The 25,103-nt window shown below is 44.3% G+C and carries 19 protein-coding genes; 7 read left to right on the top strand and 12 right to left on the bottom strand.

What is annotated here, in order from left to right; translation table 11 throughout:
• Positions 1–2: 2 nt before the first annotated feature.
• Positions 3–1,751: a lipid A ABC transporter ATP-binding protein/permease MsbA gene (gene msbA, locus PL85_RS00930; protein ID WP_088728957.1), complete on the bottom strand. Its 1,749-nt coding sequence runs from the start codon at positions 1,749–1,751 to the stop codon at positions 3–5.
• Positions 1,752–1,783: 32 nt separating this feature from the next.
• The gene (locus tag PL85_RS00925) at positions 1,784–4,027 is read right to left on the bottom strand and encodes a DNA internalization-related competence protein ComEC/Rec2 (protein WP_115339110.1); all 2,244 of its coding nucleotides are present in this window, start codon (positions 4,025–4,027) and stop codon (positions 1,784–1,786) included.
• Between the two features lie 6 nt (positions 4,028–4,033).
• Between PL85_RS00925 and PL85_RS00920 the strand changes: the two genes are divergently transcribed.
• A complete protein-coding gene (locus tag PL85_RS00920; protein WP_010319231.1) occupies positions 4,034–4,543 on the top strand; it encodes a DUF2062 domain-containing protein in 510 nt (169 codons plus the stop codon).
• Between the two features lie 138 nt (positions 4,544–4,681).
• Here the strand turns inward: PL85_RS00920 and lolE are convergent, their stop codons facing one another.
• Genes lolE through lolC form a run of 3 tightly spaced genes read right to left on the bottom strand, consistent with a single transcriptional unit; the run spans position 4,682 to position 7,814 of the window.
• Positions 4,682–5,926 carry a lipoprotein-releasing ABC transporter permease subunit LolE gene (lolE, locus tag PL85_RS00915; protein ID WP_115339111.1) on the bottom strand — a complete coding sequence of 415 codons (1,245 nt, stop codon included), beginning with the start codon at positions 5,924–5,926 and terminating at the stop codon, positions 4,682–4,684.
• On the bottom strand, positions 5,927–6,613 hold the full coding sequence (gene lolD / locus PL85_RS00910) for a lipoprotein-releasing ABC transporter ATP-binding protein LolD (RefSeq protein ID WP_115339112.1): 687 nt from the start codon (positions 6,611–6,613) through the stop codon (positions 5,927–5,929).
• A complete protein-coding gene (gene lolC / locus PL85_RS00905; protein WP_115339113.1) occupies positions 6,606–7,814 on the bottom strand; it encodes a lipoprotein-releasing ABC transporter permease subunit LolC in 1,209 nt (402 codons plus the stop codon). The genes lolD and lolC overlap by 8 nt, the downstream gene beginning before the upstream one ends.
• A 165-nt stretch (positions 7,815–7,979) precedes the next feature.
• Here lolC and PL85_RS00900 point away from each other — a divergent pair, with 165 nt between their 5' ends.
• The 4 genes from PL85_RS00900 to PL85_RS00885 all read left to right on the top strand — a co-directional run bounded on the left by PL85_RS00900 (position 7,980) and on the right by PL85_RS00885 (position 15,297).
• Positions 7,980–8,549 carry a hypothetical protein gene (locus PL85_RS00900; protein WP_017048079.1) on the top strand — a complete coding sequence of 190 codons (570 nt, stop codon included), beginning with the start codon at positions 7,980–7,982 and terminating at the stop codon, positions 8,547–8,549.
• 8 nt (positions 8,550–8,557) lie between these two features.
• Positions 8,558–12,019: a transcription-repair coupling factor gene (gene mfd, locus PL85_RS00895; protein ID WP_115339114.1), complete on the top strand. Its 3,462-nt coding sequence runs from the start codon at positions 8,558–8,560 to the stop codon at positions 12,017–12,019.
• Between the two features lie 28 nt (positions 12,020–12,047).
• A complete protein-coding gene (locus PL85_RS00890) occupies positions 12,048–12,818 on the top strand; it encodes a peptidoglycan binding protein CsiV (protein ID WP_088728963.1) in 771 nt (256 codons plus the stop codon).
• A gap of 409 nt (positions 12,819–13,227) precedes the next feature.
• Complete coding sequence (locus PL85_RS00885) at positions 13,228–15,297, top strand: beta-prism lectin domain-containing protein (protein WP_115339115.1); 2,070 nt, start codon at positions 13,228–13,230, stop codon at positions 15,295–15,297.
• A gap of 116 nt (positions 15,298–15,413) precedes the next feature.
• Here the strand turns inward: PL85_RS00885 and PL85_RS00880 are convergent, their stop codons facing one another.
• The 7 genes from PL85_RS00880 to hinT all read right to left on the bottom strand — a co-directional run bounded on the left by PL85_RS00880 (position 15,414) and on the right by hinT (position 21,399).
• The gene (locus PL85_RS00880; RefSeq protein ID WP_088728965.1) at positions 15,414–16,703 is read right to left on the bottom strand and encodes an NAD(P)/FAD-dependent oxidoreductase; all 1,290 of its coding nucleotides are present in this window, start codon (positions 16,701–16,703) and stop codon (positions 15,414–15,416) included.
• A 355-nt stretch (positions 16,704–17,058) separates the two neighbouring features.
• Positions 17,059–17,601 (bottom strand): alpha/beta hydrolase YcfP, encoded by a 543-nt coding sequence (gene ycfP, locus PL85_RS00875; protein ID WP_013856523.1) that lies wholly within the window; start codon positions 17,599–17,601, stop codon positions 17,059–17,061.
• A 100-nt stretch (positions 17,602–17,701) separates the two neighbouring features.
• Positions 17,702–18,553: a phosphotransferase gene (locus PL85_RS00870; RefSeq protein WP_038170292.1), complete on the bottom strand. Its 852-nt coding sequence runs from the start codon at positions 18,551–18,553 to the stop codon at positions 17,702–17,704.
• A gap of 34 nt (positions 18,554–18,587) precedes the next feature.
• Positions 18,588–19,178, bottom strand: coding sequence for a penicillin-binding protein activator LpoB (lpoB, locus tag PL85_RS00865; RefSeq protein WP_081244991.1), 591 nt, complete (start codon positions 19,176–19,178; stop codon positions 18,588–18,590).
• Between the two features lie 22 nt (positions 19,179–19,200).
• The gene (locus PL85_RS00860) at positions 19,201–19,590 is read right to left on the bottom strand and encodes a YcfL family protein (protein WP_017045169.1); all 390 of its coding nucleotides are present in this window, start codon (positions 19,588–19,590) and stop codon (positions 19,201–19,203) included.
• Positions 19,590–20,981 (bottom strand): COG3014 family protein, encoded by a 1,392-nt coding sequence (locus PL85_RS00855; protein WP_017042311.1) that lies wholly within the window; start codon positions 20,979–20,981, stop codon positions 19,590–19,592. Before PL85_RS00855 ends, PL85_RS00860 begins: the two co-directional genes overlap by 1 nt.
• 67 nt (positions 20,982–21,048) lie before the next feature.
• Complete coding sequence (hinT, locus tag PL85_RS00850; protein ID WP_026028145.1) at positions 21,049–21,399, bottom strand: purine nucleoside phosphoramidase; 351 nt, start codon at positions 21,397–21,399, stop codon at positions 21,049–21,051.
• A gap of 357 nt (positions 21,400–21,756) precedes the next feature.
• Here hinT and PL85_RS00845 point away from each other — a divergent pair, with 357 nt between their 5' ends.
• Positions 21,757–23,748 carry a methyl-accepting chemotaxis protein gene (locus tag PL85_RS00845; RefSeq protein WP_026027184.1) on the top strand — a complete coding sequence of 664 codons (1,992 nt, stop codon included), beginning with the start codon at positions 21,757–21,759 and terminating at the stop codon, positions 23,746–23,748.
• A gap of 176 nt (positions 23,749–23,924) precedes the next feature.
• Positions 23,925–25,085 (top strand): DUF1887 family protein, encoded by a 1,161-nt coding sequence (locus PL85_RS00840; RefSeq protein ID WP_013856516.1) that lies wholly within the window; start codon positions 23,925–23,927, stop codon positions 25,083–25,085.
• Positions 25,086–25,103 lie beyond the last annotated feature (18 nt).

Genomic DNA, 25,103 nt, shown 5'->3' with positions numbered 1-25,103 from the left:
GATTAGTCACCAAATTGAATTCGATGTAGTTGGGCATACGCCCCATCCTGTGCAATTAACTGAGCATGATGACCACGTTCGATAATTTCACCCTCATCGACCACTAGAATTTCATCGGCTTCTTCAATCGTCGACAAGCGGTGCGCAATGACCAATACCGTTTTATTCTTTTGTAGCTCTTCAAGTGCTGATTGAATCGCTCTCTCAGATTCTGTATCCAACGCAGAAGTCGCCTCATCTAGGATAAGTACGGGTGCATCACGTAATAACGCTCGTGCAATCGCTACTCGTTGACGTTGACCACCCGATAAACTGGCTCCATTCTCACCAATCATGGTATCCAAGCCATCAGGCATGCTATTGATAAACTCCATGGCATGAGCAAGCCTAGCCGCGTGCTCAATTTGCTCACGCGTATACTCATTTTCTGCCGCGTAAGCAATATTATTGGCAATGGTATCGTTGAAGAGGTGAACATTTTGCGAAACCAGCGCAAAGTGGGTGCGCAAGTTCTTCAGTTTATAATCGCGAATATCATGATCATCTAGATAGATAGCACCTGAATCGGCATCATAAAAACGAGTCAAGAGGCTCGCGATAGTACTTTTCCCTGAGCCGGAACGCCCAACAAGCGCGACCGTTTTACCTTGAGGAATCTCAAAGCTCACATGAGACAGCGCTGGTTTTTCTTTACCTTGATAAGTAAAGGTCACATCCTGAACTCTAACGTCACCACGTACTTTTTCGGCTTCAAACTGGCCAGTGTCGCGCTCGGTTTCTAAATCAATCAGCTCAAATAATGTTTGGCTGGCCGCCATACCACGTTGGAAATCGGAGGTAACACTCGTTAACGCTTTCAGTGGTCGCATCAAGCCAAACATTGCCGAGAACACCACCGTAAAAGTACCTGGTGTTAATTCGGCACGAATAGAATCAACGCTGGCTAAAAACAGCACAGTGACAAGTGCTAAAGAAGCAATCATTTGAATAATAGGGTCAGCAGTGGACTGCGCCGCAACCAGCTTCATTGTTTGTTGACGCATTTGATTGCTGACATGGTCAAAACGTTTACGCTCTACGTCTTGTCCACCATAGCTCAGTACGACTTTGTGCCCTTTTAGCATCTGCTCTGCTGAAGAGGTCACATCACCCATGGTGGTCTGCATCCCTTTTGAGATCTTGCGAAAACGTTTAGAGACAATGCCAATCCCCATTGCAACCACTGGCGCAACCACGATTAATACCAAAGATAACTGCCAGCTATTCCAAAACATCAAGGTCAATAGGCCGATGATACTCGCACCTTCGCGAACAATGCTGACCAATGCACGACTGGTCGCCCCAGCCACTTGCTCTGAATCATAGGTGATACGTGATAACAGACCACCTGTTGATTCTCTATCAAAAAAACTGACAGGCATGTGCATGAATTGATTGAAGATTTTTCGACGCATCAACATCACAACATTGCCAGAAACCCAGCTCAAGCAGTACGAGGAGACAAAGCCACTTAAACCACGTAGCGCCATCATCCCCAAAATAATAAAAGGCAGCACTCGCAAGAAATCGGATTCCGCATTACCAAATCCTTCATCTAGAAGAGGCTTAAGTAATGACACCATATATGTGTCAGAGACCGCATTGATAATCAATGCGACAACGGCAACTGCTAGGCCAGATTTATATAGGCGGATATAGGTCCACAGGCGTTTGAAGGTTTGCCAAGTGGTTTCGTCAGTATTGAGTGACATAGAAATGCTTTGTTTTTAAGAAAATATTGCGCTCATTCTACCTCGTTACGGAGCATCTGCCTATACCAAGCCTGAGAGCGAGAGATACGCAAGCTGCTAACTTGATAATTCTGCATGCCAAAAATAACGCTAATTTGCCCTGCTTCACCCGTATCCAACCAGTTTGCTCCATGTTGCTGGTAGCGTTGAACAACCTGTGCGGAAGGTAATTGCCAGCGTCCGCCTTTGGCGAGCGAGGCAATAGCGACCTCAGGATTCACCTTACGAATCAAAGCAACAGTAGAAGATGTCCTACTACCGTGGTGCGGTACAAGCAGGATATGACTTTGTAAGGATTGCTCTGTTCGCGCAAGTAACCACTCACTCATGGCATCCACATCCCCGGGTAAAAGCACTGAAAAACCGGTATTTGGGTCAAAGATTCGAATCACACAAGAGTGAGGATTGTAAGCCCGCGCTACAGTTTTTGGTGGCCAGATAACATCAAAAGAGAGTTGTTGCCACTGCCATTGTTCGCCAGCAATACAAGGTTGGTAACCCGCTATCGTTTGACTAGCACGTTTCCATTTGGGCTGCCAAACACGCTCAACTTCCGCTCTTCCACCTGCATGGTCGTTATCCAAGTGACTCAAAATCAACCCGTCTAATTGCGTAGCTCCCCGTTTGTTTAACACGGGGGCAACTGTTGCTTGGATGTGATCACCACCCTGCCAACTTGCACCAGTATCATAAAGCACGTAGCGTCCTTCTTTTTCGATCAACACTGCCAACCCATGCCCAACATCTAACACATCAATCCGCCAACCTGTTTTTATCGGAATGGTGAGCCAAGAAACCATCACAATGAGGCTGTAAACCGCAAGTGCAAAACGCGAGATCAACGGTGAAAACACAAACAGCAACAGAGCACTGCTCAACAGAGCCAAAACAGACCCAGAAATAGGAAACCAACTGAGGCTTGAATAATGTATTGACCAATCAACTGGAATGAGTAATTTGGCCACCCAATGCCACACCATAGGTGCGCCATCAAAAGTCAAAACCGTACACACTAAAGCCACAAAGATCGCCGGAACCACCACAAAACTGAACCAAGGAATAAACACTAAGTTATAGAGCGCCGCACTGGTACTGACCCCACCGAAAAAATAAGCGGTTACCGGAAGCATACACAGCACTAACCCAATCTGCATCGTCAATAAACGCCATAAAAAAAATCGATTAGTTTGAGGTAGAGAAAGTTGGTAGAACACCACTGAGACAGCAATAAAGGACATCCAAAAGCTACTGGATAACGCAGCAAAAGGATCGATGAGCAGCACCGCCGATAACGTCATAAGCAGTCGCTGCAACGTATTGATACGGACATTGAGGACAATCATCGCCACATTAAGCAAACACATGATCAGTGCGCGTTGAGTGGGCAAGGTAAAGCCAGCCAACCAAGCATAGCCTAGTGCGCACAAGCTTCCTACGACGAATGGCGACCACCCCATGCGATGATGCAAACGCATCAATACAAGCCCAAGGCCATAACCAAAACCAAACGCGATGCCAATGTGCAGACCAGAAATGGCAACCAAATGAATCAGCCCACTGTCTCGTAATGCTTGCCACTGTGCCGTTGAAATATCACTGCGCTCACCAAACGTAAGCGCCATTAAAATACCAAGATTGGGATCATCAGCGAGCCAGGTTTTGATCTTCTGATACCATTGTGCTCGCCATTCTGGTAATGATTCAATGCGATAAGACTGTCCATTATTAACCGTTGCACGAGCCACAATACCTTGGCTCAAAGAGTACGCCTCTGCATCAAACCCGGTCTCATTTAACCGACCAAAGATAGGTTTTACTGTGATGGAGAATTCAGCCACGTCACCATACTTCAACGGTAAAGGAGCAATTAATCGCACCTTGGGCCGCAAAAAAATGCCTAAGGTTTGACCATTGATTGATCGAATCGAAATTGTTCCTTCATAACCATGAGTAATTTGTCTAAAAAAGCTGTTAACCTGTCCGTTTATGGTAATATCCGAACCTGTCTGAAAAATAGTGTTGGACTGCTCACGTAATAAGTTCCCGCTGATCACAATGACCATTAAAGCCATTGTTACTCCTGAGAGAAAGCGCAGTTTTCTATAACCGACAGAGAGTATAAGAATGGCGAATAGAGGCATAATCCATTTCCAATCTGGCATCCAAGGCCAATAAGAAGCAGAAATGGCGGTTAGCGAAAACGAAGCTAGGGTCCAGTAATTAGATAAGAGAGTCATGTCACGATGCCAAGAAAGTTCATCAAACGTTTTATGCCTAACCATGAAGTGATTAAGCGTCAGAAGGCATTGAAAATTTTTGGCAATGTGCTGTACAACCCCAATTTATGGTGTTTGAACCGCCGCTCAGCAGCGGGCGCCTTCGCCGTAGGTTTGTTCATGGCTTTTGTTCCACTTCCGAGTCAAATGATCATGTCCGCTGGCCTTGCCATTATGTGCGGCGTCAATTTACCGCTCTCTGTAGCCTTGGTTTGGATTAGCAACCCCATCACCATGCCAGTGCTGTTCTACTTCGCCTACAAGCTTGGCGCATGGGTAATGCAAACACCACCACAACCATTTCACTTTGAACTCTCTTGGCATTTTATCATGCAACAAATGAGTACCATTGGTCCGCCATTCCTTTTGGGTTGCATGATGTGTGGAGTGATCTCCGCCATAATCGGCTACTTCGGCATTCACGGTTTATGGCGCTATTCTGTCGTAAGAAGCTGGCAAAAGCGCCAAGCGAGATAAAAGCTTCAAGAGATTGAGACTGGCTATACAACTGAGCATGTAAAACGATGTCGTATGATGTTGAAAAAGGACCAAGTGGTCCTTTTTGTTTGCTAAAAATAGCTCAATGCTGATGAACGAAAAGAATCCGAGTTGAGATTATTTAGCGCTAAGCACAGACGCCGGGTTCAGTTGACTGGCTCTAGAGGCAGGATACCAAGTAGCTAGTAGGCTCAACACAATCGCCGTCGAAGAGACAAGCACCACATCCGATAGGTTCACTTGTGATGGCAAAAAGTCGACAAAATAGATATCACCAGACAAAAACTGATGGCCGACTAACCGTTCTAATCCTTTGATTAACGCTGTTAAATTCCACGCAATCAGCACACCTAACACGCCACCTATCACACTGCCTAATACACCAGAGAAAACACCCTGCCAGACAAAAATTCGTTTCACTAATCCATCGGTCGCGCCCATAGTGCGCAAAATGGCGATTTCAGCCGCACGATCTTTGACCGCCATCATAAGTGTTGAAACGATGTTGAAGCTCGCCACACCAATCACCAACACCATCACCAAATACATAATGGTTCTGACCAGCTGAATATCACGGTACAAAAAGCCAAATTTTTGCTGCCAACTGCGTAGATAGACGTATTGATCAAGCGTATTGCCGACCTCTCTTACAATTTGAGTTGCATTTAATACCTCTGAGACCTTGATAGCAACGCCCGTCACTCGCTCTCCTAATTTGGCGTAAGCTTGTGCATCTGCCAATGGCACTAACGCAAGGCTGTGGTCAATTTGGCCATTGAGCTCCAAAAGCCCTGAGACCTTGACGCGCACGCGCTTTGGCGCTTGAACTTTAGCGCTCTCATTCGCAGAGGGGATCATCAAAGTGACATAGTCACCGACTGCCGCGCCCAATTTATCCGCCACTCCTTTGCCTAAGATGACCTGTTGCTGACCTGCGACAAAACCTTGCCATGCATCGGAAGAGACAAATTGAGATAAACGCGACACGGTGCGCTCCATTTGCGGATCAATTCCGCGTACCTCAATCGCTTTCAGTTGCGCGCCTTTCTCCGCTAATGCCGTCAATTTTACATAAGGAGCGGCCGCTTCCACTTTTGGATGCTGCACGGCTTGCTTGACTAATGACGACCAGTTCGCGATGGGTTGTTGAACCCCTTCAAACTCTCCATGTGCAATGACAGATAACACGCGATTCTGCAGCTCTCTCTCAAAACCATTCATCGCCGACAAGCCCACGATGATCACCGCAACTCCCACGGCGATACCGATAATGGAAGAGAGCGAGATAAACGACACCATTTTATTACGCTGCTTTGCCAGGCTAAAACGCCGACCAATCACTAAAGAGAGCGAGGTGAACATCTACGGTGCCTCCACATTAATCAGCAAACCATCTTGCATGTGCATCTGTCTGTCCATTTTTTCAGCAAGTTCGCTATCATGCGTTACCACTAAAAATGCCGTGCCAAACTCTTGATTCATTTGACGCATCAAATCATAAATCGCCAGCGCCGTTTTGTGATCAAGGTTGCCCGTAGGCTCATCGGCTAACACCAAATCGGGTTGATTGACCAGCGCTCGCGCAATCGCTACCCGCTGCCGCTCTCCACCAGAGAGCTCAGAGGGTCGATGAGATAAACGATGTCCCAACCCCACTTTTTCTAACAATGCTTGCGCGGCCTGTTTAGCACGCGATACTTTTTGGCCACCAATAAGCAACGGCATGGCCACATTCTCAAGAGCGGTGAAATCGGCTAATAAATGGTGGAACTGGTACACAAAACCCAAATGTTGATTGCGAATGTTCGCTTGTTTATTGGAGCTTAAGCTCGATAAATCCTGACCTAAAAACGACACTGAACCTTCGGTTGCCTCATCTAGTGCACCCAGAATGTGTAATAACGTACTTTTCCCAGATCCAGAAGTCCCAATAATTGAGACTAACTCCCCCGCTTGAATGCCAAAACTGACGCCTTTTAGCACTTGAGTCCGTAGCTCCCCTTCGTGGTAGGTTTTGCATACGTTATGGCATTGTAAAAGGTTATTCATATCTTAAAGCCTCGGCAGGTTTTACGGATGACGCGCGGTAGGAAGGAAACAGTGTCGCGAATAAGCTGAGCGTGATGGCTGCTATCACCACCAACATAATTTGCATGGGGTTAATCACTACAGGCAGCGTTCCCCCCACAGAGAACAGCGCTACACCCATGCTTTCTAATAATCCATTGAGGTTATCCGCCAGCAATACGCCTAACACACCACCGACAAGCGAACCAATCACTCCACTACTCGCGCCTTGAACCATAAAAATGGCCAGTACTTGTTGATCTGTCATGCCTTGCGTTTTCAAAATCGCGACCTCAGCTTGTTTTTCCATCACCACCATGATCAACGCGGAAATGATATTGAAAGCCGCCACGCCCACAATCAACCCAAGCATCAAACCCATCATATTTTTTTCCATGCGAACAGCTTGGAACAACTCGCCACGCTGATCTCGCCAGTCACTCCATTGCCACCCCCCAGGCAAAGGTGCGCTAGCTAGGTCTGCGACCACAAAAGGATCATCAAAAAAGAGCCGCCATCCCGACACAGTATTTGATGGTAAACGAAGCAATCGCGCTGCATCTTTGATGTGCGTCAGCATCAGCTGTCCATCCACATCAGACCCCGTATTAAAGATGCCTGCGACTGTAAAATTACGCTGCGCAGGAATACGACCTAAGGGGGTAAATTGGCTAGCTGAAGTGACCATCAAACGCACTTTATCGCCAATTGTCACGTTGAGCGCCCGCGCCAGTGAATGGCCAAGGAAGAGTTGATATTCGCCCGGCTTGAGCGCACTCACTTGACCCGCAATCAAGTGCGCCGCAATCGGATCATTTTGATTAGGTTCAATTCCCACCAACAAGCCTGCGGCCAGTTGCGATGAGCTTTGAACAACCGCTTCACTGCGTACAATCGGTTCAGCCGCTCTGGCGCTAGAGAGCTGGCTAATGAATTGAGGCACATCTTGCGTGAGCAAAGTGCGATCGCCGTTTTGCGAAACTACAGCCTGAGGCAACACACCTAAGATTCTATTTTTGAGCTGGGATTCAAAACCATTCATGACCGAAAGCACCGTCACCAGTGACATCACGCCAATGGTTATCCCCGCCGTAGACATATAAGAGACAAATCGACTGAATCTATCACCGGATCGCCCACGTAAATAACGCAAGCCAATGAACGCCGAAATAGGATGAAACATAAGAAAAACCGCCTAAAAGTGATGCTCAGTACTGTAACGAGAAACGGTGGAAGGTTGTAGCTTTAATTTGCCAAAAATCGGTTAAATAGACTCGATAACAAGGACATACCTTGATTAGTTCGCCGGTATGACGATAATCAACAAAGCGATGAGAAGGATGCCTTTATGACCGAGCAAGAATTTTTTACGGTTCACTATGGACTGACAACCAATATTGAACTTTTAGACAGCACATTTATGCTACCTTCCCAATCAATATTTGAAGCGGAGATTCCTGCCCCATTTATTGTGGCCAGTGAGTTTAGCCAGTTGGATGCACTCACCGAAAGTGCACGACTAGAACTGAAAAATAGTGATTTCAAGCACGTCGTTCAGTTACTTGATACTCAAAATTCGAAATTGAATTTGTTGCTGACCTTTATGTTATCACAGCAAGATGAGCCACATTCACGCTTCATCACCAGCACATTTGGTGCCAGTCGCTTCTCACTTCGTTATCCAAACGCACTAGAAATTGGTACCCAAGCCCGCTGTAAACTGTTTTTGGACCACCCTGCAGCCGCTATTTATTGCTATAGTTCGGTGATTGATTGCCAAGCGGACGAGCAACACTATCTCATCACGATGAAATACGATTTACTGCGAGATACTGACCAAGATCTCTTGATTAAAGCCGCACTGTACCAGCAGCAAAAATTGCTGCGTCAACGCTCTTTAGACCGAAATAAACCATAAGCGTTCTCATGACTACACACTCTTTACTGACTCTGATTAAACCTGCTGGCGCGGGCGACAAAAAACACATTGGTAACCTACGTGGTGCAAGCCTTGCGTTGGCAATTGCAGAGCTGGCCAACCAGCATAATAGCCACACTTTACTGGCTGTACCTGATCCTCAAACCGCCTTAAAGCTGCAGCACGAAATTGAGCAGTTTAGTGACGCCGAAGTGGCGCTGTTTCCTGATTGGGAAACTTTGCCTTATGATAGTTTTTCGCCTCATCAAGAGATCATTTCTGATCGCATCGCGCGCCTATATCAATTACCGAGCTTGAAAACAGGCATTACCATTGTGCCAGTGAGCACCATATTGCAGCGTCAGACGCCGCGAGAATTTCTGCTACAGCATACCCTGATGGTTAAAACTGGCGACCAGTTTTCCTTAGATAAACTGCGTCTTCAGCTGGAAAAATCGGGCTATCGTCATGTTGATCAAGTGTTTGGCCCAGGCGAGTACGCCAGCCGAGGTTCGATTCTTGATTTATTTCCAATGGGCAGCAGCGATCCTTATCGCATTGATTTTTTTGATGATGAAATCGACACCATACGCACCTTCGATCCTGAGAATCAACGCTCAATTGAAGAGATCAGTGAGATACGCTTGCTACCTGCTCATGAATTTCCCACCACAGAAAGTGCAATTGAAGATTTTCGCACCCGCTGGCGTCAACGATTTGAAGCACGTCGTGAACCAGAATCTGTCTATATGCAAGTCTCAAAGGGGATTTGGCCAGCCGGTATTGAATACTGGCAACCGCTATTTTTTGAACACACCGAAACCTTGTTCGATTATATCGCGCCAGAAAGCCAACTCATTGTCGTAGGAAATATCGAAACAGCGATTGACCAGTTTTTAACCGACGTCGAATATCGTTACCAGCAGCGTAAAGTTGACCCTCTTCGCCCGTTACTGCCGCCTCATGAATTGTGGCTTAAAAAAGATGAGCTTTTCAGTCTTTTCAAAAACGTGGCTCAGCTCCAACTCAGTGTAGAACCGATTTCAGAAAAGCAAGGGCGGATCAATTTAACGGTCAGTGCATTACCCGACTTGGCGGTCATGCATCAAAATAAAGAGCCTTTAGCCGCCATCCGGCAATTTAGTGAAAGTTTCACTGGGAAAATCATTTTTTCCGTCGAATCAGAAGGCCGTCGCGAAGCATTACTAGAGCTATTGCAACGCGTAAAACTGCGCCCTATCGAAAAAGAAACCTTCCAGCAAGCGTGCCAAGCAAAAGAAAAACAATGTCTCGTATTAGGGGCATCTGAGCACGGCTTTATCGATAACAATGCTAACTTAGCGTTCATCTGCGAAAGTGATTTACTCGGTGACCGTGTCATTCTTCGCCGTAAGAAAGATCGTAAAGTCACCAATAGTGACGCTGTCATTCGTAACTTAGCCGAACTCAAACCAGGGCAACCCGTTGTTCATATTGATCATGGTATCGGCCGTTATCTCGGGTTACAGACGCTTGAAGCGGGTGGCATGATGACCGAATACGTCACCCTTGAGTATCAAAACGAAGCCAAACTTTATGTCCCTGTCGCTTCACTAAATCTCATCAGCCGTTACTCTGGCGGCGCGGAAGAAAGCGCACCATTGCATAAACTCGGGGGTGAAGCATGGACTAAAGCACGACGAAAAGCGGCCGAAAGAGTCCGTGATGTCGCAGCAGAACTGCTGGATGTTTACGCTAAACGAGAGCTCAAACCGGGCTATAAGTTCGCTCTGGATCGTGGTCAATACGCGACCTTTAAAGCAGGTTTCCCATTTGAAGAAACTGATGATCAAAACACAGCCATCAATGCCGTACTCTCAGACATGTGTCAGAAAAAAGCGATGGACCGATTAGTGTGTGGTGACGTTGGATTTGGCAAAACAGAAGTCGCCATGCGCGCCGCCTTTGTGTGTACCGACAACAATAAACAAGTGGCTGTATTAGTGCCGACAACCTTACTCGCGCAGCAGCATTTTGAGAACTTTCGAGACCGATTTGCTAACCTGCCGATCCGTGTTGAAGTTTTATCACGCTTCAAATCAGCGAAAGAGCAAAAGCAGATCCTACAAGATGTCGCCGACGGCAAAGTCGACATTTTGGTTGGCACGCACAAACTGCTTTCCAGCGAGCTAAAATTTAGCGATCTTGGTCTTTTGATCGTTGATGAAGAACACCGTTTTGGCGTTCGCCAAAAAGAAAAAGTGAAAGCGATGCGTGCTGATGTGGATATTCTCACGCTGACGGCAACGCCGATTCCGCGTACATTAAACATGGCGATGAGCGGAATGCGCGATCTATCGATTATCGCCACACCACCCGCACGACGATTAGCCATCAAAACCTTTGTACGCCAACATGATGACAATACGATTCGAGAGGCCGTATTACGTGAAATCATGCGCGGTGGACAGGTTTATTTTCTACATAACCAAGTAGAAACTATCGACAAAGTGGCCGCCGATTTAGAAAAGCTGGTCCCTGAAGCTCGAATTACCGTCGCCCATGGACAAATGCGTGAACGTGAGCTGGAAAAAGTGATGAACGACTTTTATCACCAACGATTCAATGTATTGGTTTGCACAACCATCATTGAAACCGGGATTGATGTCCCAACCGCGAACACCATCATTATGGACCGAGCAGATAACCTTGGCTTAGCGCAGCTACACCAACTTCGTGGCCGAGTAGGACGTTCTCACCATCAAGCTTATGCTTACTTACTCACTCCACATCCTAAAGCCATCACTAAAGATGCCGTGAAACGTTTAGAAGCGATTGCATCTCTTGAAGATCTTGGAGCCGGTTTTACTCTAGCAACGCACGATTTAGAAATCCGTGGAGCAGGTGAATTATTGGGCGATGAACAGAGCGGTCAGATCCAATCGATTGGTTTTACTCTCTATATGGAGATGCTAGAGCAAGCGGTTGAAGCATTAAAAAATGGCAGAGAACCTTCTCTTGACGATTTGCTTCGTGAACAAACCGAAGTAGAAATGCGTTTGCCTGCGCTATTACCCGATGATTACATTCCTGATGTAAATACTCGCCTCTCCATGTATAAACAGATAGCGAGTGTCGCTAGCCGAGATGAGCTCGCCGAGCTCAAAGTCGAGTTGATTGATCGCTTTGGTAAGTTACCCGATGCTGCAAATAACTTACTCGGCGTTGCTGAAGTCAAAATTGATGCTGCACGTATAAAAGTGAAGAAAATCGAAGCACATGAAAAAGGCGGCTACATTGAGTTCTATCCAGATGCTGACATTAATCCCGTCTTTTTGGTTAGACTTCTGCAATCACAACCGAAAAAATTTGCAATGGAAGGGCCAACTAAGTTTAAGTTTGCTGTACCATTAGCTGATAGACGTGAACGAATTCAATTTGTGTCGAGTATGCTCAGCGAATTCCAACAAAACCTGATGCCTAGAGCATAAATTACGCACAAAAAATGATGGAGCCATAATGAAAAAACTGATCCCACTCCTACTTTTGCTTATTTCGATGCCAAGTCTGGCACAACGGCAATTTGACATAGAAGTGATCATTTTTAAGCGTGCAATTGATGCAGAGAAGGTCAGTGAGTCGTGGCCTAACTCATTGCCTGAAATCAATATTCAACGCGCGGGCAGTTTTAGTGACTTAAACTATCGCCAAGAAAAAGGCGTGAAAATGCTGCCTTTTTCCGACTACCAACTTAACGATCAAGCACAAAAACTGAAAAACCACGCCGGCTTTGAAGTGCTATTGCATACGGCTTGGCGTCAAGGCGATCAAGGCAGAGCTTCCGCACCGATTTTCCATATTCAAGCGGGTAAAGATTACTCCGCTAAATTCAATACTGACGGCAGTGAAAAAGTAGCCGTACTAGAAGAATCGCCAGTAAACGGTGTGCTAGAACAAAATATCGCGAGTCCCCTTTACGAACTCGACGGTAAATTACAAATCTATGTGCAGCACTATCTTTATGCTGAAACCACGCTCGACCTTAAAGCCCCGAGTGTGCGAGAAATCGTGCTCCAAAGTAAACCATTGGAGTTAGACATTACACCTGAAGAGCAAAATGCCGAGGTTCAACTTGGAAACCTAGAAGCCATCTCCCCAACAGTGGAAAAGGAAGAGTTTTTAAAGAGCTATCGGATGGACCAAAAACGCCGTATGCGCAGCAACGAAACCCACTATCTAGACCATCCATTAATGGGAATGATCATTCAAGTTCGCCGCGTTGCAGAATAAAGCCTAACAAAGCGCCCTGCCTGGGCGTTTTTTCTTTTATTCATCTCTCATACAGTTTAGCTCACTGATTTAATATCCTTACCGGTTAGAGCTATTCTGTTGTTAACTATTCTTATTAAAACCAATAACACAACCCACCTACAGACCGTTCCAATGGTTTGGGTACGTGATCTTCTAAAAGTTAAACTGACAATGTATTTCATTAGTGAGTGTTTCATTTTTAAGACCTCTCATTTATGAGAGCCATGTAAGATTGAATCTCTCTTATTAAGTCTTGATAATCTCCCCATCTCGTGTTGTGCCATGTTCGACTCATTTACCGTAATACCTATCGTTGAAGTAGAGCACAGGTTAACAACATCAATTTAAATCGGAATTTACACAAACATACTGAGAGAGATGTTACCTAATGACTTCTAAATTTTCGTTATGTGCGGTCGGGCTACTGTCAATAGGCAGTATCACAGCAAGTAACATTGCAATCGCATCAAGCCCTAGTGAGATAAACACCCAATTAAAATGGTCTTGGCAAGGCAGTTCATTTAAACCTGAGTCTAACCAAGTTATGGCGGCACCTATCGTTGCTCAGCTAAATGATGATAATGGCGATGGCAAAATCGACGAGAATGATATTGCTGATATCATTGTTGTGACGTTTGAAAATAACAAATATACACAAGGTGGACTAGTTAGGGCATTAAGTGGTATTGATGGTTCTGAGCTTTGGTCATACGATAACGGTGGCATCATAGCCGATGCTCGCTACTCTCCTGCTGTTGCAGACCTTGATGGTAATGGTGTTGTTGATATTGTTATTACCAGTGCATCAAGCCCTTACATTACTATCCTAGATAATGAAGGGAATATTAAAAAGCAAATTTTAAAGCATGTCACAGGTGGACGGTCAGTCGGTACAATCTCGATCTCTGATTTAAACAATGATGGGTCAATTGAGATCATCTCTGCCGATGGTGTTTATAACTACGATACTGGTTTGCTATTTAGTTTGGAGTGGGCTCCATCATCGATCAGCTTTGATGCGGATGGCGATGGTGTTCAAGAAATATTTTCAAACGGCGCTCTTTACAAAAGTGACGGCTCATTTACTTGGCAATATCAAGCGAATGATACGGTTTGGTTTTCTTCCGTTGCCAACCTAGATAGCGACAATAAACCAGAAATTGTTGTATCAGTACCAGCCACTAAAGCAACAGCACAAAACAGTGTATTTGCAGTTTTAGAGCATGACGGCTCAGTAAAGTGGGAGGTTAATAACCTTGAAAACCCAGGTGGTGGTGTACAAGCTATCTCTAACTTCCTTGGTAATACAGCAACAAGCTCTACCAATGAAATAGCTAAGTCCCCTGTTTATGGATATACCCATTTACATCACAGCCATCCAGTTAAAATAGCAGATGACAACCAACTTAAAATCCGCTCAGGAGATCTGATTGACGCTATTGGATCAACAGCAAGTAATATGGTGGGTGGTCAAGGCGGTTCACTGCATACTATTGATGCAAGCAAAGTCCGCTCTGTCGATGTAACCTACGGCAAATATAAAACGTGGTGGACATATGGCGTACTCGAGATGGAATTCACTCTCAATGATGGTTCGAAAATAACGTTAGGTTCAAAAGACTCAGCCTTTAAATACCCAGCATTAGAGTGGCGAACCAAAGAAGTTCCATATCTTGGATTGGAGTGGAGAACAAAACAAGTTTCTTACTGGTTCTTTGGCTGGCATACCAAAACAGTTTCTTACCTAGCTCCTGTTTGGAAAACTAAAACGATTCCTTATGCTGTTCCCGTCATGAAGAGCAAAGCAACCACTGAACGATACACAGTCCCAAGCAATACCCAATTGGTAGGCTTAAATGTTTGGAGCAAACCAAAACCTATCTTTACCTTCAAAAAACACGTTAATGCAGTTCAGTTTGTTGTTGGGGAAAGCATTAATGATAGTTACCTGAACACTGGTATTGTCTATGCGGGTTATCATGCTGTTGATATGTATAATGCACAAGGTAGCAAAGTTTGGTCTGTAGCAAATGATGACTATAACAGCGGTAAAATTGGTGTCTCGGCTTACGATTTCACTGGTGATGGCATTGATGAAGTTATCGTACAAGATCTTCTGAGAGTCCGTATTCTTGATGGGCGCACGGGAGCAGTATTAGCAACGATTGCTAACTCGTCGAACACCTTGTGGGAATATCCTGTTGTGGCGGATCTCGAAGGCAACAACAATGCATCGCTTATTGTGGTCGCAAATGATTATGCAAAAGAAAGCGCAATCAACCACGGCGTCTATGTTTATGAATCAGCCGATGCTGATAAACCATGGAAAAATGCAACGAGAATTTGGAACCAACATTCGTTCCATTTCTCAAACATTAACCAAGATGGCTCAGTACCAACCAATGCTCAGCCTAGTTGGCTAACACATAACACTTATCGCTCAAGTACCATTAAATAACTTGAATTTGATATAACCACCACTATCGCCCAAGGCGGTGGTGGTGGTGGGATGACAAAAAAAGCCTCGCCTTTTAACAAAGGCGAGGCTTTTTTATGGCCAGTACGCTGGGAATATTAGTGAAGCTTTAAGTTTGGACGCAACACACGATTAATACGGCCAACTAACATCATCAACCCTGTTTTGAACATACCGTGCAGCGCCATTTGGTGCATGCGATACAAAGAAATGTACACTACTCGCGCAATACGACCTTCAACCATCATCGAGCCTTTGGTTAAATTACCCATTAAGCTACCAACGGTAGAAAAACGACTTAATGAAACCAACGAACCGTGATCTTTATAAACATACGGTTTGAGCTCACGCCCGTTAAGCTTAGCAACAATATTCTTGAACGCTTGGCTTGCCATTTGGTGCGCTGCTTGTGCACGAGGTGGCACAAATGAACCATCAGCTTGTGTACATTGTGCTAGATCACCGATCACAAAAATATCGTCATCTCTTGTGGTTTGTAAGGTGTTTTTTACCACTAACTGATTAATGCGGTTTGTTTCCAAACCAGCAATCTCTTTCATAAAATCCGGTGCTTTGATGCCAGCAGCCCACACCATGATCTGAGCGGGAATCTTTTCGCCATCTTTAGTTGTTAGGCCATCCTTATCTGCTCGCGTGACCATAGTCGCAGTACGAACGTTGACACCTAATTTCGTTAATTCGCTGTGCGCAGCACTAGAAATGCGAGGTGGAAGAGCGGGTAGAATACGCTCACCCGCTTCCACAAGGTTGACATTCAGTTTGCTTGAATCAAGATCGCCAAAACCATAAGTCCGCAGCTCTTTTACTGCATTATGTAGCTCTGCAGATAATTCAACACCCGTTGCACCTGCGCCAACAATCGCAATATCAACTGTACCGTTACCATTTTTCGCATGAAGTTTTAGAAACTCATTGTTCATTTCAGTACGAAAACGATTTGCCTGTTCAGGGCTATCAAGGAAGATACAATGCTCACGAACTCCTGGAGTATTGAAGTCGTTAGACGTTGAACCGATTGCCAGCACCAAAATGTCATATTCAAGCTCACGACTTGGCATTAACAATTCACCATGCTCATCTTGCAATTCACTAAGAACAATCACTTTGCGTTCACGATCGATATCAGCAATACTACCCATTTGGAAATCAAAACGATGATTTTTTGCGTGAGCGCGATAGCTTAGCGCATCCACTCCTTCATCTAATGAACCCGTTGCCACTTCATGCAATAACGGTTTCCATAAGTGGCTTGCTTTACGATCCACTAATGTGATTTCTGCGCGATTTTTACGGCCAAGAGTGCGACCAAGTTTAGTCGCGAGCTCTAAACCACCCGCGCCACCACCGACTACGATAATTCGTGTCACAACAATAATCCTCAAAAAGAAATAAACATGATTCAGCGTGAAATCTCACACTGAAGGAATTCTCAGTAATGCGCTTGCTTCAGATAAATCTTGTTCAGCAAATGAAGCTATCTTCGCAGCACGTTTCATTAGGATAAATGCATGTAACTACACACAAATTAGGCAAATTTAAGACTTGCTCTCAATTTTTTTTGATATTTATCAAAATATTTATAGTTTGATCATTATATAGAGCAAAACTCATGGTGCAACCAAAGAATTCCCCTATTTCACTACGAGATATAGAGGTGTTGGGCAATAAAAAAACGACTCACAATTGTGAGTCGTTCAGTCGAAACTATGTGTACACAGATGCTTAATTTGATTCTTTAAATGCCTTCATCGCTTGCAAATGCTGTGAGATTTTCTTGAACTTATGGTTCTGGGTTTCATCCCAAATGATATCGTAGTAGTTTTCGAGCTCTGCTGCTGTTTTGCTGTTGTCATGAATTTCATCTTCTTTAGATAAAATCACTAAACAGCGTCCTTTATTTTTTACCCTGTATTGCTCAACACACTTAGTCGCAATATCTTCATACTCTTCAGGGCGATCGATGCGTCCAGTCATGTTTGTTTCCGGATGCAAGTTAGGATTAAACACCACTTGCTTAATTCCGCATAAGAATCCAATCCGCTCAGACCAAAAGCCGCCGAGGCCTACACCACAAATAATCGGATGTGGGTCATCAGACAACTCAATCACTTTATGCACTTCTTTTAGAAGATGCTGCATATCGTGTTTTGGGTGCTGTGTACTGTAGTTAATAAAACGGACATCGCTGTCAATAAATTGCAATTGCAGTACTTTTTCATGGTTTCCTGGGCTTGTTGAATCAAAACCGTGCAGATAAATAATCATAATAACTCCCCACTCCTTGAGGTTTTTAATCTACCACGAAGATTGTGGTTTCAAAGACTTTAACCTTAATTTACTGCAACAAAACGACGAAACAGTGATCCTAGCTACATAATGTGCGTTTTAGATGTTCGGCTTGTTGACGATAATAGTCATCACCCCATAATTGATGTGCTAACAAATACCATAACATGGCCATCATTGTTGCTCTTGGATGCCAAGCCACCACACCTTCGACCCAATCATCGACCCCCACAATCTCACGCAATTGACAATAACGGTAGACCGCCTCTAATGGTTTTTCTTCTGCAACATCAATGCTTAAAGCCAGGTCGAGCCGGGGGTCGGCAATTGAGGCGTATTCCCAATCAATCACGCGGTTACCTTCATCGGTTTTAACCATATTGTAGCCAGCCAAATCAAAGTGACACAAAGTCTGACCAACATCAGCAAGGTTAGGTGCGGTGCGCCAACGTTGATATAAAGCCGACAAGTCCTCACTTTTATACTCAGCTTTGAGCTGTAGCCAATAATGATCAACCCGAGCGATAAAACTGAAAGGGGCAACTGGAATGCGTGCTGTACTGAGATTATGGATCTTTATCTGTGTTTTTAATAGAGAATCGAAAGGTAAACCACCAGTAAGGGATTGGCCATCAATCCATTCAACCAATAATCCTTGATCATTAATGGAAAGTGGCTTGGGGCCTAAGTGAGAAGATTCGATAGCAGAGAGAATTTGATATTCTTGAAAACGCGAAATGGAAAAGGCTTGAGTGATCGGAGTATTAGGCCGCCAAACAAAGCTGCGTTCCTCCGTGACAATTTTCCAACATCGGTTTGTTAACCCCCCTGTCAGCGTTTGTGCGTAGTCAGGGGGAGTAGAGAAGAATCCTTCTAGCGACGTTAAGGTACGATCAAGCTGACAAGCTTCACGCCAAGACATTCTCGCCATAAGGACCTCTTCTCTCAATTACTCAATTTTGTGATTAAAAACCGAGTAAACTTTTTGACTGCTGTTTACGAATTTCGGTTTCATCTGCCCATTCAATAAGGCCGCTTTGAAGATCCATTAAACGCATCGTCATTTTGTAATATACATCTTTATCACTGCTTGCGTTTTTCACAATACTCGACAAGTTGCCATACAGCATATATTGTGCGCCAACCATTTTGCCAAACTGAATGGCGGTACTTTGGTTGACCAACTCATCATTATTTTGGAAATTGAGCTGTTCACGCACGGCTTCAACACGACCCATGTCGACGAAGCGGAACTTACCTGAATTCAACATCTTAGTACTGATGGTGTCAGTGATAGATTCAGTATCAATGTGCTCACTGGTTTTATTTTTGATTCGCTCGACAAACACGATAGGACGAGAATCACGGGTAATCGCTGCTACCGAACCTGACATCATCATGCTATCAACCATTTCCCCCGCGATTTTTTGTAAATCTGTTGAACCAAAATCAACAGTCGTCGTTTCAACGGATTGTGCATCTCCGTAGCTGACTTTATTTGAACAGCCGCCCAAAATGACAGCGAGTCCTAGCAATGCGATAATACTTTTGTTCATATTGGCTCCTTACTTTCCCAATTTAATTATTTGACCCACGGATCTGTACGCGAAACTGTTTTCCATTTGGATTGACAGAAATCTCCGACAACGACACCGTCTCCATCCCACTGATGATCTTTTGTTTCCAAGGACTTTGTCTGTTATTGACTTCAAGCCCATCATCGTCATACCAAGAAAAACGGTACTCGATAATTTGGTCACCTTGGTAATGACTCACTAAACGCACAACTCCCCTCGTATGACCATCCACTTGGTTAGTTGCAATATCTTCAACAACCAAGCGATTACCTAAGACATTGTCGCCAAATAGCACTTTTTGCGAAGCGCCATCAACTCTTAATCCTGCGGTATTTTCAGCACATCCAATCAATGAGAATGTGACTAACAGTCCCAATATCCACTTTTTCATTACAATCTTCCTAGTTGTTTATGCCAGATGGTTGAATGGCGTCCCTGACGAGAAACCCACACCAAAGTGGTGCCTTTTTCCGGTACAGAAAACTGATATTCTTGCTCTCCCACCTTTATTCGTTGCTCGCCTGCATTGACTTGCAGACTGGCCGTTTGCACCAACCCTGGCAGCGTTAGCCAACTGCGCGTATCGGGCTGCTCTGTCAGCAGATTCCAAACGTTGAAGACTAAATTACCAACATTGTCATCTTTGGCCGCTTCTTTGCGCAATTGATCTTTCGCCAGCACTCTCAACACTTGCCTTATTACTATAGAGGGCATTTTCTCAGACAAGTTTCGACTTGCCATTAAATTCACATCCGTCAGAAAATGAGAAGTCAGTACTTTGTCATTCATCGTCAGTGATGAAAATGATTCAACGGGTGTATTCGGATAATAAGGTAAGGCGAGAGAATACAATGCGCCATTTCCTCTGCTGTCATACAAGGGTAAAGATTGACGCCAGCTATCTAAGGCTTTCACCACACTCTGCTCTTCTATTATAAGCACACGACCTTGAGAAGCAGTCAGTGAATGAGATTTCCCGTAGCGTTTCTCTAATTGGATTAGGTCTTCTCTCATCCCTAATCGTTTCGCAACGCGTAATGTCCCCTCTATAACCTCAATATTATCGGGAGTGACTGCCAAAGCGCGTCGATAGTCGACATAGGCACTGTTAACATCACCAGAGGCTTCATAAAGCAAAGCAGAAAGGTAAAAAAGGTAACCATTCTGCACCGCCTGCAAAGCTTTTCCTGCATCAGGGTAGTTTGCTAGTACGCTGCCTAAGTTTGGTGTCACACCTTGTGATTTTAGCTCTTTTTGCGCCTTTTCAAGTTCCGCTTCTCTAGCCTGCCTTGCTTGCTCTTGTACCTGATTCGCTCGCCGAACTTCAACCAGAGCTCCATCCAAATCGTTCTGTTGTAAATAATTCAAACCGAGATAAAGATGTAAAAAACCGAGTTCATAATCCGCAGGAACGTATTCCATCAAGTTATCATTCACAGCCAACGCACCGACACTTGTCGCCGTATCACTTAGTGAAATCAATGCCTTATCTTGTTGAATTTTAACCGCAGAATCACTCAATTCGAAACTACGCTTACTGTCTACATAATTCTGGTTAAGAAAATGGACTCGCCCTTTTTCCAGATTGTCCAGAATGTCACCCGCGACAAATTCCGCAAGTTCATTCTCCGCATCTTGATACTGCCCAGATTTAACTGACTGATAGACAGCGCCATTTTGAGCACTGTAATGACTAAACAAGTTCCCCGCAGAAAAATTAGCACAGGCATTGAGAAAAAAAGGCGATAAAAAAACCGTAATATGTCGCACGTAACGCTTCACTCAATACTCCATATTTAACTCTAATCGTATCAATCGAGCGCCCAATAGTGACTGGGCGACCCATGCATTAGCTCATCAAAAGCGGACCCAACGGGCGACCACCAACCAAGTGCATATGAATGTGGTAAACCTCTTGGCCACCATGAGCGTTACAATTCACTATCAAGCGATAGCCATCTTGTGCAATACCTTCTTGTTGAGCGATTTTTTTTGCCACTGTAAACATACGTCCCATAGCCGCTTCATGCTCAAGTTCAACATCGTTGGTCGTCGGAATAAACGCATTGGGAATGATAAGAATATGGCTAGGCGCTCTAGGGTTAATGTCCCGAAAGGCGGTAACTAAATCATCTTGATAGAGGATATCTGCAGGAATTTCTTTACGGATAATTTTGCTAAAAATGGTTTCTTCAGCCATGAAATACTCCACTAGTAAATAGGCCTACGCAGTCACATCAAAGTACATTAGATCGAGATAAGTGGTTCAAGGCTAATACCTAAGTGGCCCACGACAACATATCGACAACCGATAGAACCGACACTAATTTGACCTTAATGCTACTGAACATAATAGGTGTGTAGTTGGATTTGAGTATGCGTGAACCCTGTCAAAAGCTCAATAAAAAACACCGTACGCGTAGCATAAATGACAGAACACTAATATAAAAAATGCGTTTTGCCAGGCCCGTCATAAAATGTACGTCTCACATTCAATACAATACTCATTATTTTGTTATTTTTTAAAACAAAACACTATTTTTCTAGGGAGAGGATTATGAAGGGTTCAGTGATTAGGCGAATGTACGCTGGTTTCACACTGATCATCATCATGTTTGCAGTAACGACCGCCATTATGATGGGAGGAATGAATCAAATTCATTCTAATTTCGAAAGTGTATCAACCACCGCCTTACCGCTCGTTTCTTTGTCAAACAAAACAAGTGTTCAACTGCTTTCTGCCGATAAATCTTTTAAGGACTTTTTGACGACACAAAACCAAGATCGCATGAATGTGATGCGTTCAGAATTTGCTAAAGCAAAACAAGATTTTGCTGACGTGCTAAACCAGCTCCAACAAGCAAGTGCAATGAACCCCTCTCTTGAAGAGCGGATAAGCCAACTTAAACAGATGGAACTCCGCTACTTTTCAGAAGCAGAACAAGCCATGAATAATTATCAGGCGATGTTTGAGGCGCAAGCTCAAGTGCAAAAATCAACTCGTGAATTTCAAAGACTTCATGCCGATTTAAGCACCGGAATGAAAGATTTTGTCGATGGGCAAAATAGTATTTCAGTTAAAGTCATGGCGAAAAGTTATTTCATTAAATTGAAAGATGCGGAATTAATCACTTCAGACGCTTTGGCCAGTTCGGATGTCGCCTTTGTTGACAAGGCCGTCACCATGAATAAAAAAGCGGTCACGCACCTCAACTACGCTTACCGAGGCTTATCGACCCAATTACCTGAACTGAAAAAAACATTTGACGATCTCGTCCAAAAGTTCTCTCAAGATATTGGACAAAAGGGTGGTGTGCTTGATCAACACAATAGTTACTTACTAGCGAAAACAGCCCTTTATGAAAACATTGCGAATTTGGCTATCGAGGTCGATAAAGCAATGACGATTTTAGACTCTTTTAACGATACTGCGACCGACGGTTTAAATGCCTCTCTGCGAGAAGCCGGGGAAGTCTATAAGCAAGGAGTTATTAAAGCGATCGTGATTGGTATTGCGGTTGTGCTAGTGGCTACGGGTATTGGTTACCACATTGCGCAAAGTGTTCGTGAGCCGTTAAATCGTATACTCAAAACGCTAGAAGGGCTGACAAAAGGAGATATGACACAACGCATTGAAATTCGTTACAACAACGAGTTTAGTCGCTTAAGTGGCCACATCAATTCGCTAGCAGATAATTTGCACCATATTTTGGTGCAGTTGAATGATGCTTCTGAAAATTTAACCAACACAGCTAACCATAACCAAACCACCTCTTCAAAAGCACAGTCACAACTCAGCACCCAACGTGAGCAAACCGCGAGCGTGGCAACCGCAATGACAGAAATGGCTCATTCAGTACAAGAAGTAGCGCAAAGTGCTCAAAGTTCGCTAGAGATGGTGCAGAAAGTTGAATCGGCTTCTGAATCTGGCCGTAAAATTATGAGTGACAATATCACCACCATTAATCAACTTGAGACTCGCTTAAATCAATCGGTTGATGCTGTCGGTGAACTGCAAAAAATGAGCAGCCAAATTGGTTCTATCTTGGATGTGATTCGTAACATTGCAGAACAAACCAACTTATTGGCGCTCAATGCCGCGATTGAAGCTGCTCGTGCTGGAGAGCAAGGGCGCGGGTTTGCAGTCGTAGCTGACGAAGTTCGTGTTTTGGCAAAACGCACAACGGATTCGACGTCTGAAATTGAAAGTATGATCAGCAACTTGCAATCCAGCTCATCTTCTGCCAGTACTGTTATTGAAAGCTGCATGACTGATATGGAACTTTCTGTCGAGCAAGCATCAACGGCGAATAGCGCAATGGAAGAGATCCAAGCGTTAATTCTAGAAATCAGTCAGATGAGTACTCATATTACACAGGCGGCCGCCGAGCAAAGTGAAACAACTGGTGACATTGCACGCAGTATCGAGGATATTAATTTAATCGCAGATGGTAGCTATCAAGCCATGTCTCAAATTGCACAGGCAAGCGCCAACCTAACTCAGCTTGCTAATCAGCAGAATGAATTAGTCCATCGTTTTACATTATGAGTGACCGTTAACAAACTCAACCCCATTTGTAAGTTACATGTAAATTATGTCTCAAGGGCGGCTTTTAATCTAAAGTCGCCCTTGTTTTTTTGATGCCACATCGTTATATGATAACTATCGGCTTGCGCATTATTATCTACCTCCTACTCTTTGCAAGCCAAACATGAGGATGATCTATGGCTGTTCATGTTGGCATTATCGACCAAGACCCTATTCGCTTGGTTACTCCCCTGCTTGATAATCGAACGGTAAGTTCGCACATTGTCTTCATCGGTGATCAAGACCAAAAATCAATGTATTTACGTTTACACTCGGTATTGAGTCAGCGCGATATCACTTCTGAGTTTTTTGAAATCCCATCGGGTTCCAATACCTCAGCAATCAAACAAGCTATCCAGTTTTTAGCGGAAGATTTGAAAACCAGATACGACGAAGTCAAGCTGAACGCAAGTTGTGGTTTGAGACATCGTTTATTATCCGTTTATGAGGTGTTCCGTAGCTATCAATGGCCTATTTTTGTCGTCGAACCGAACAGTGATCAGCTGTGTTGGCTTTATCCCGATGGTCAAAATAATACCCAAGTGCAAGACCACATTACCATTTCAGACTACTTAACCATTTTTGGTGCACGGGGTGAATTTAGTGAGCATCATATTCCGCCACAACTTGACCAAAAACTTTACGAACTCGGCGAGCGCTGGGCAAGTAATGCATTAGAACTTGGTCCTGGTTTAGCCACATTAAACTATTTAGCGACGACGTGCCGCAAAGAGCAGCGGCTAGATGTTGCACTTTCAGAAAAACAACAAGGGTATCGTGAACTTCATATTCTGTTGACCGATCTTGTCGAAGCACAAATCGCCACCTATCAAAATGGCATTTTAACCTTCGCCAACGAAGATGCGCGCCGATTTTCCAATGGAGAATGGTTAGAAACATTAGTGCACAGTACAATAAGACAGATCCAAGATGATATGCCAACCATTCAAGATCGCTCTTTGAATGTTCAAGTCTACCGTCAATTAGGTGAGCGAGAAGTCAGAAATGAACTCGATGTCGCTACAGTGGTGAATAACAAACTGCATATTATTGAATGTAAAACGAAAGGTATGCGTGATGACGGCGATGATACGCTTTATAAGCTAGAATCATTACGTGATTTGCTTGGTGGCCTACAAGCTCGCGCTATGCTCGTGAGCTTTCGCCCGCTCCGCCATAATGACATTACTCGTGCAGAAGATTTAGGGTTGGCCTTAATCGGCCCAGATGAACTGAAAGATTTAAAATTACATTTAGCCGCTTGGTTTAAAGAAGCGGGTGGTAACGAAGATATCTAACCTACAAAAAAGCCCGTT

It is taken from the genome of Vibrio anguillarum (genome assembly GCF_001989995.2).
In the GTDB taxonomy this organism is placed as follows: Bacteria; Pseudomonadota; Gammaproteobacteria; order Enterobacterales; family Vibrionaceae; genus Vibrio; species Vibrio anguillarum.
The sequence above is the reverse complement of the archived record's forward strand: the minus strand, read 5'-3'. Positions and strand labels throughout refer to the sequence as shown.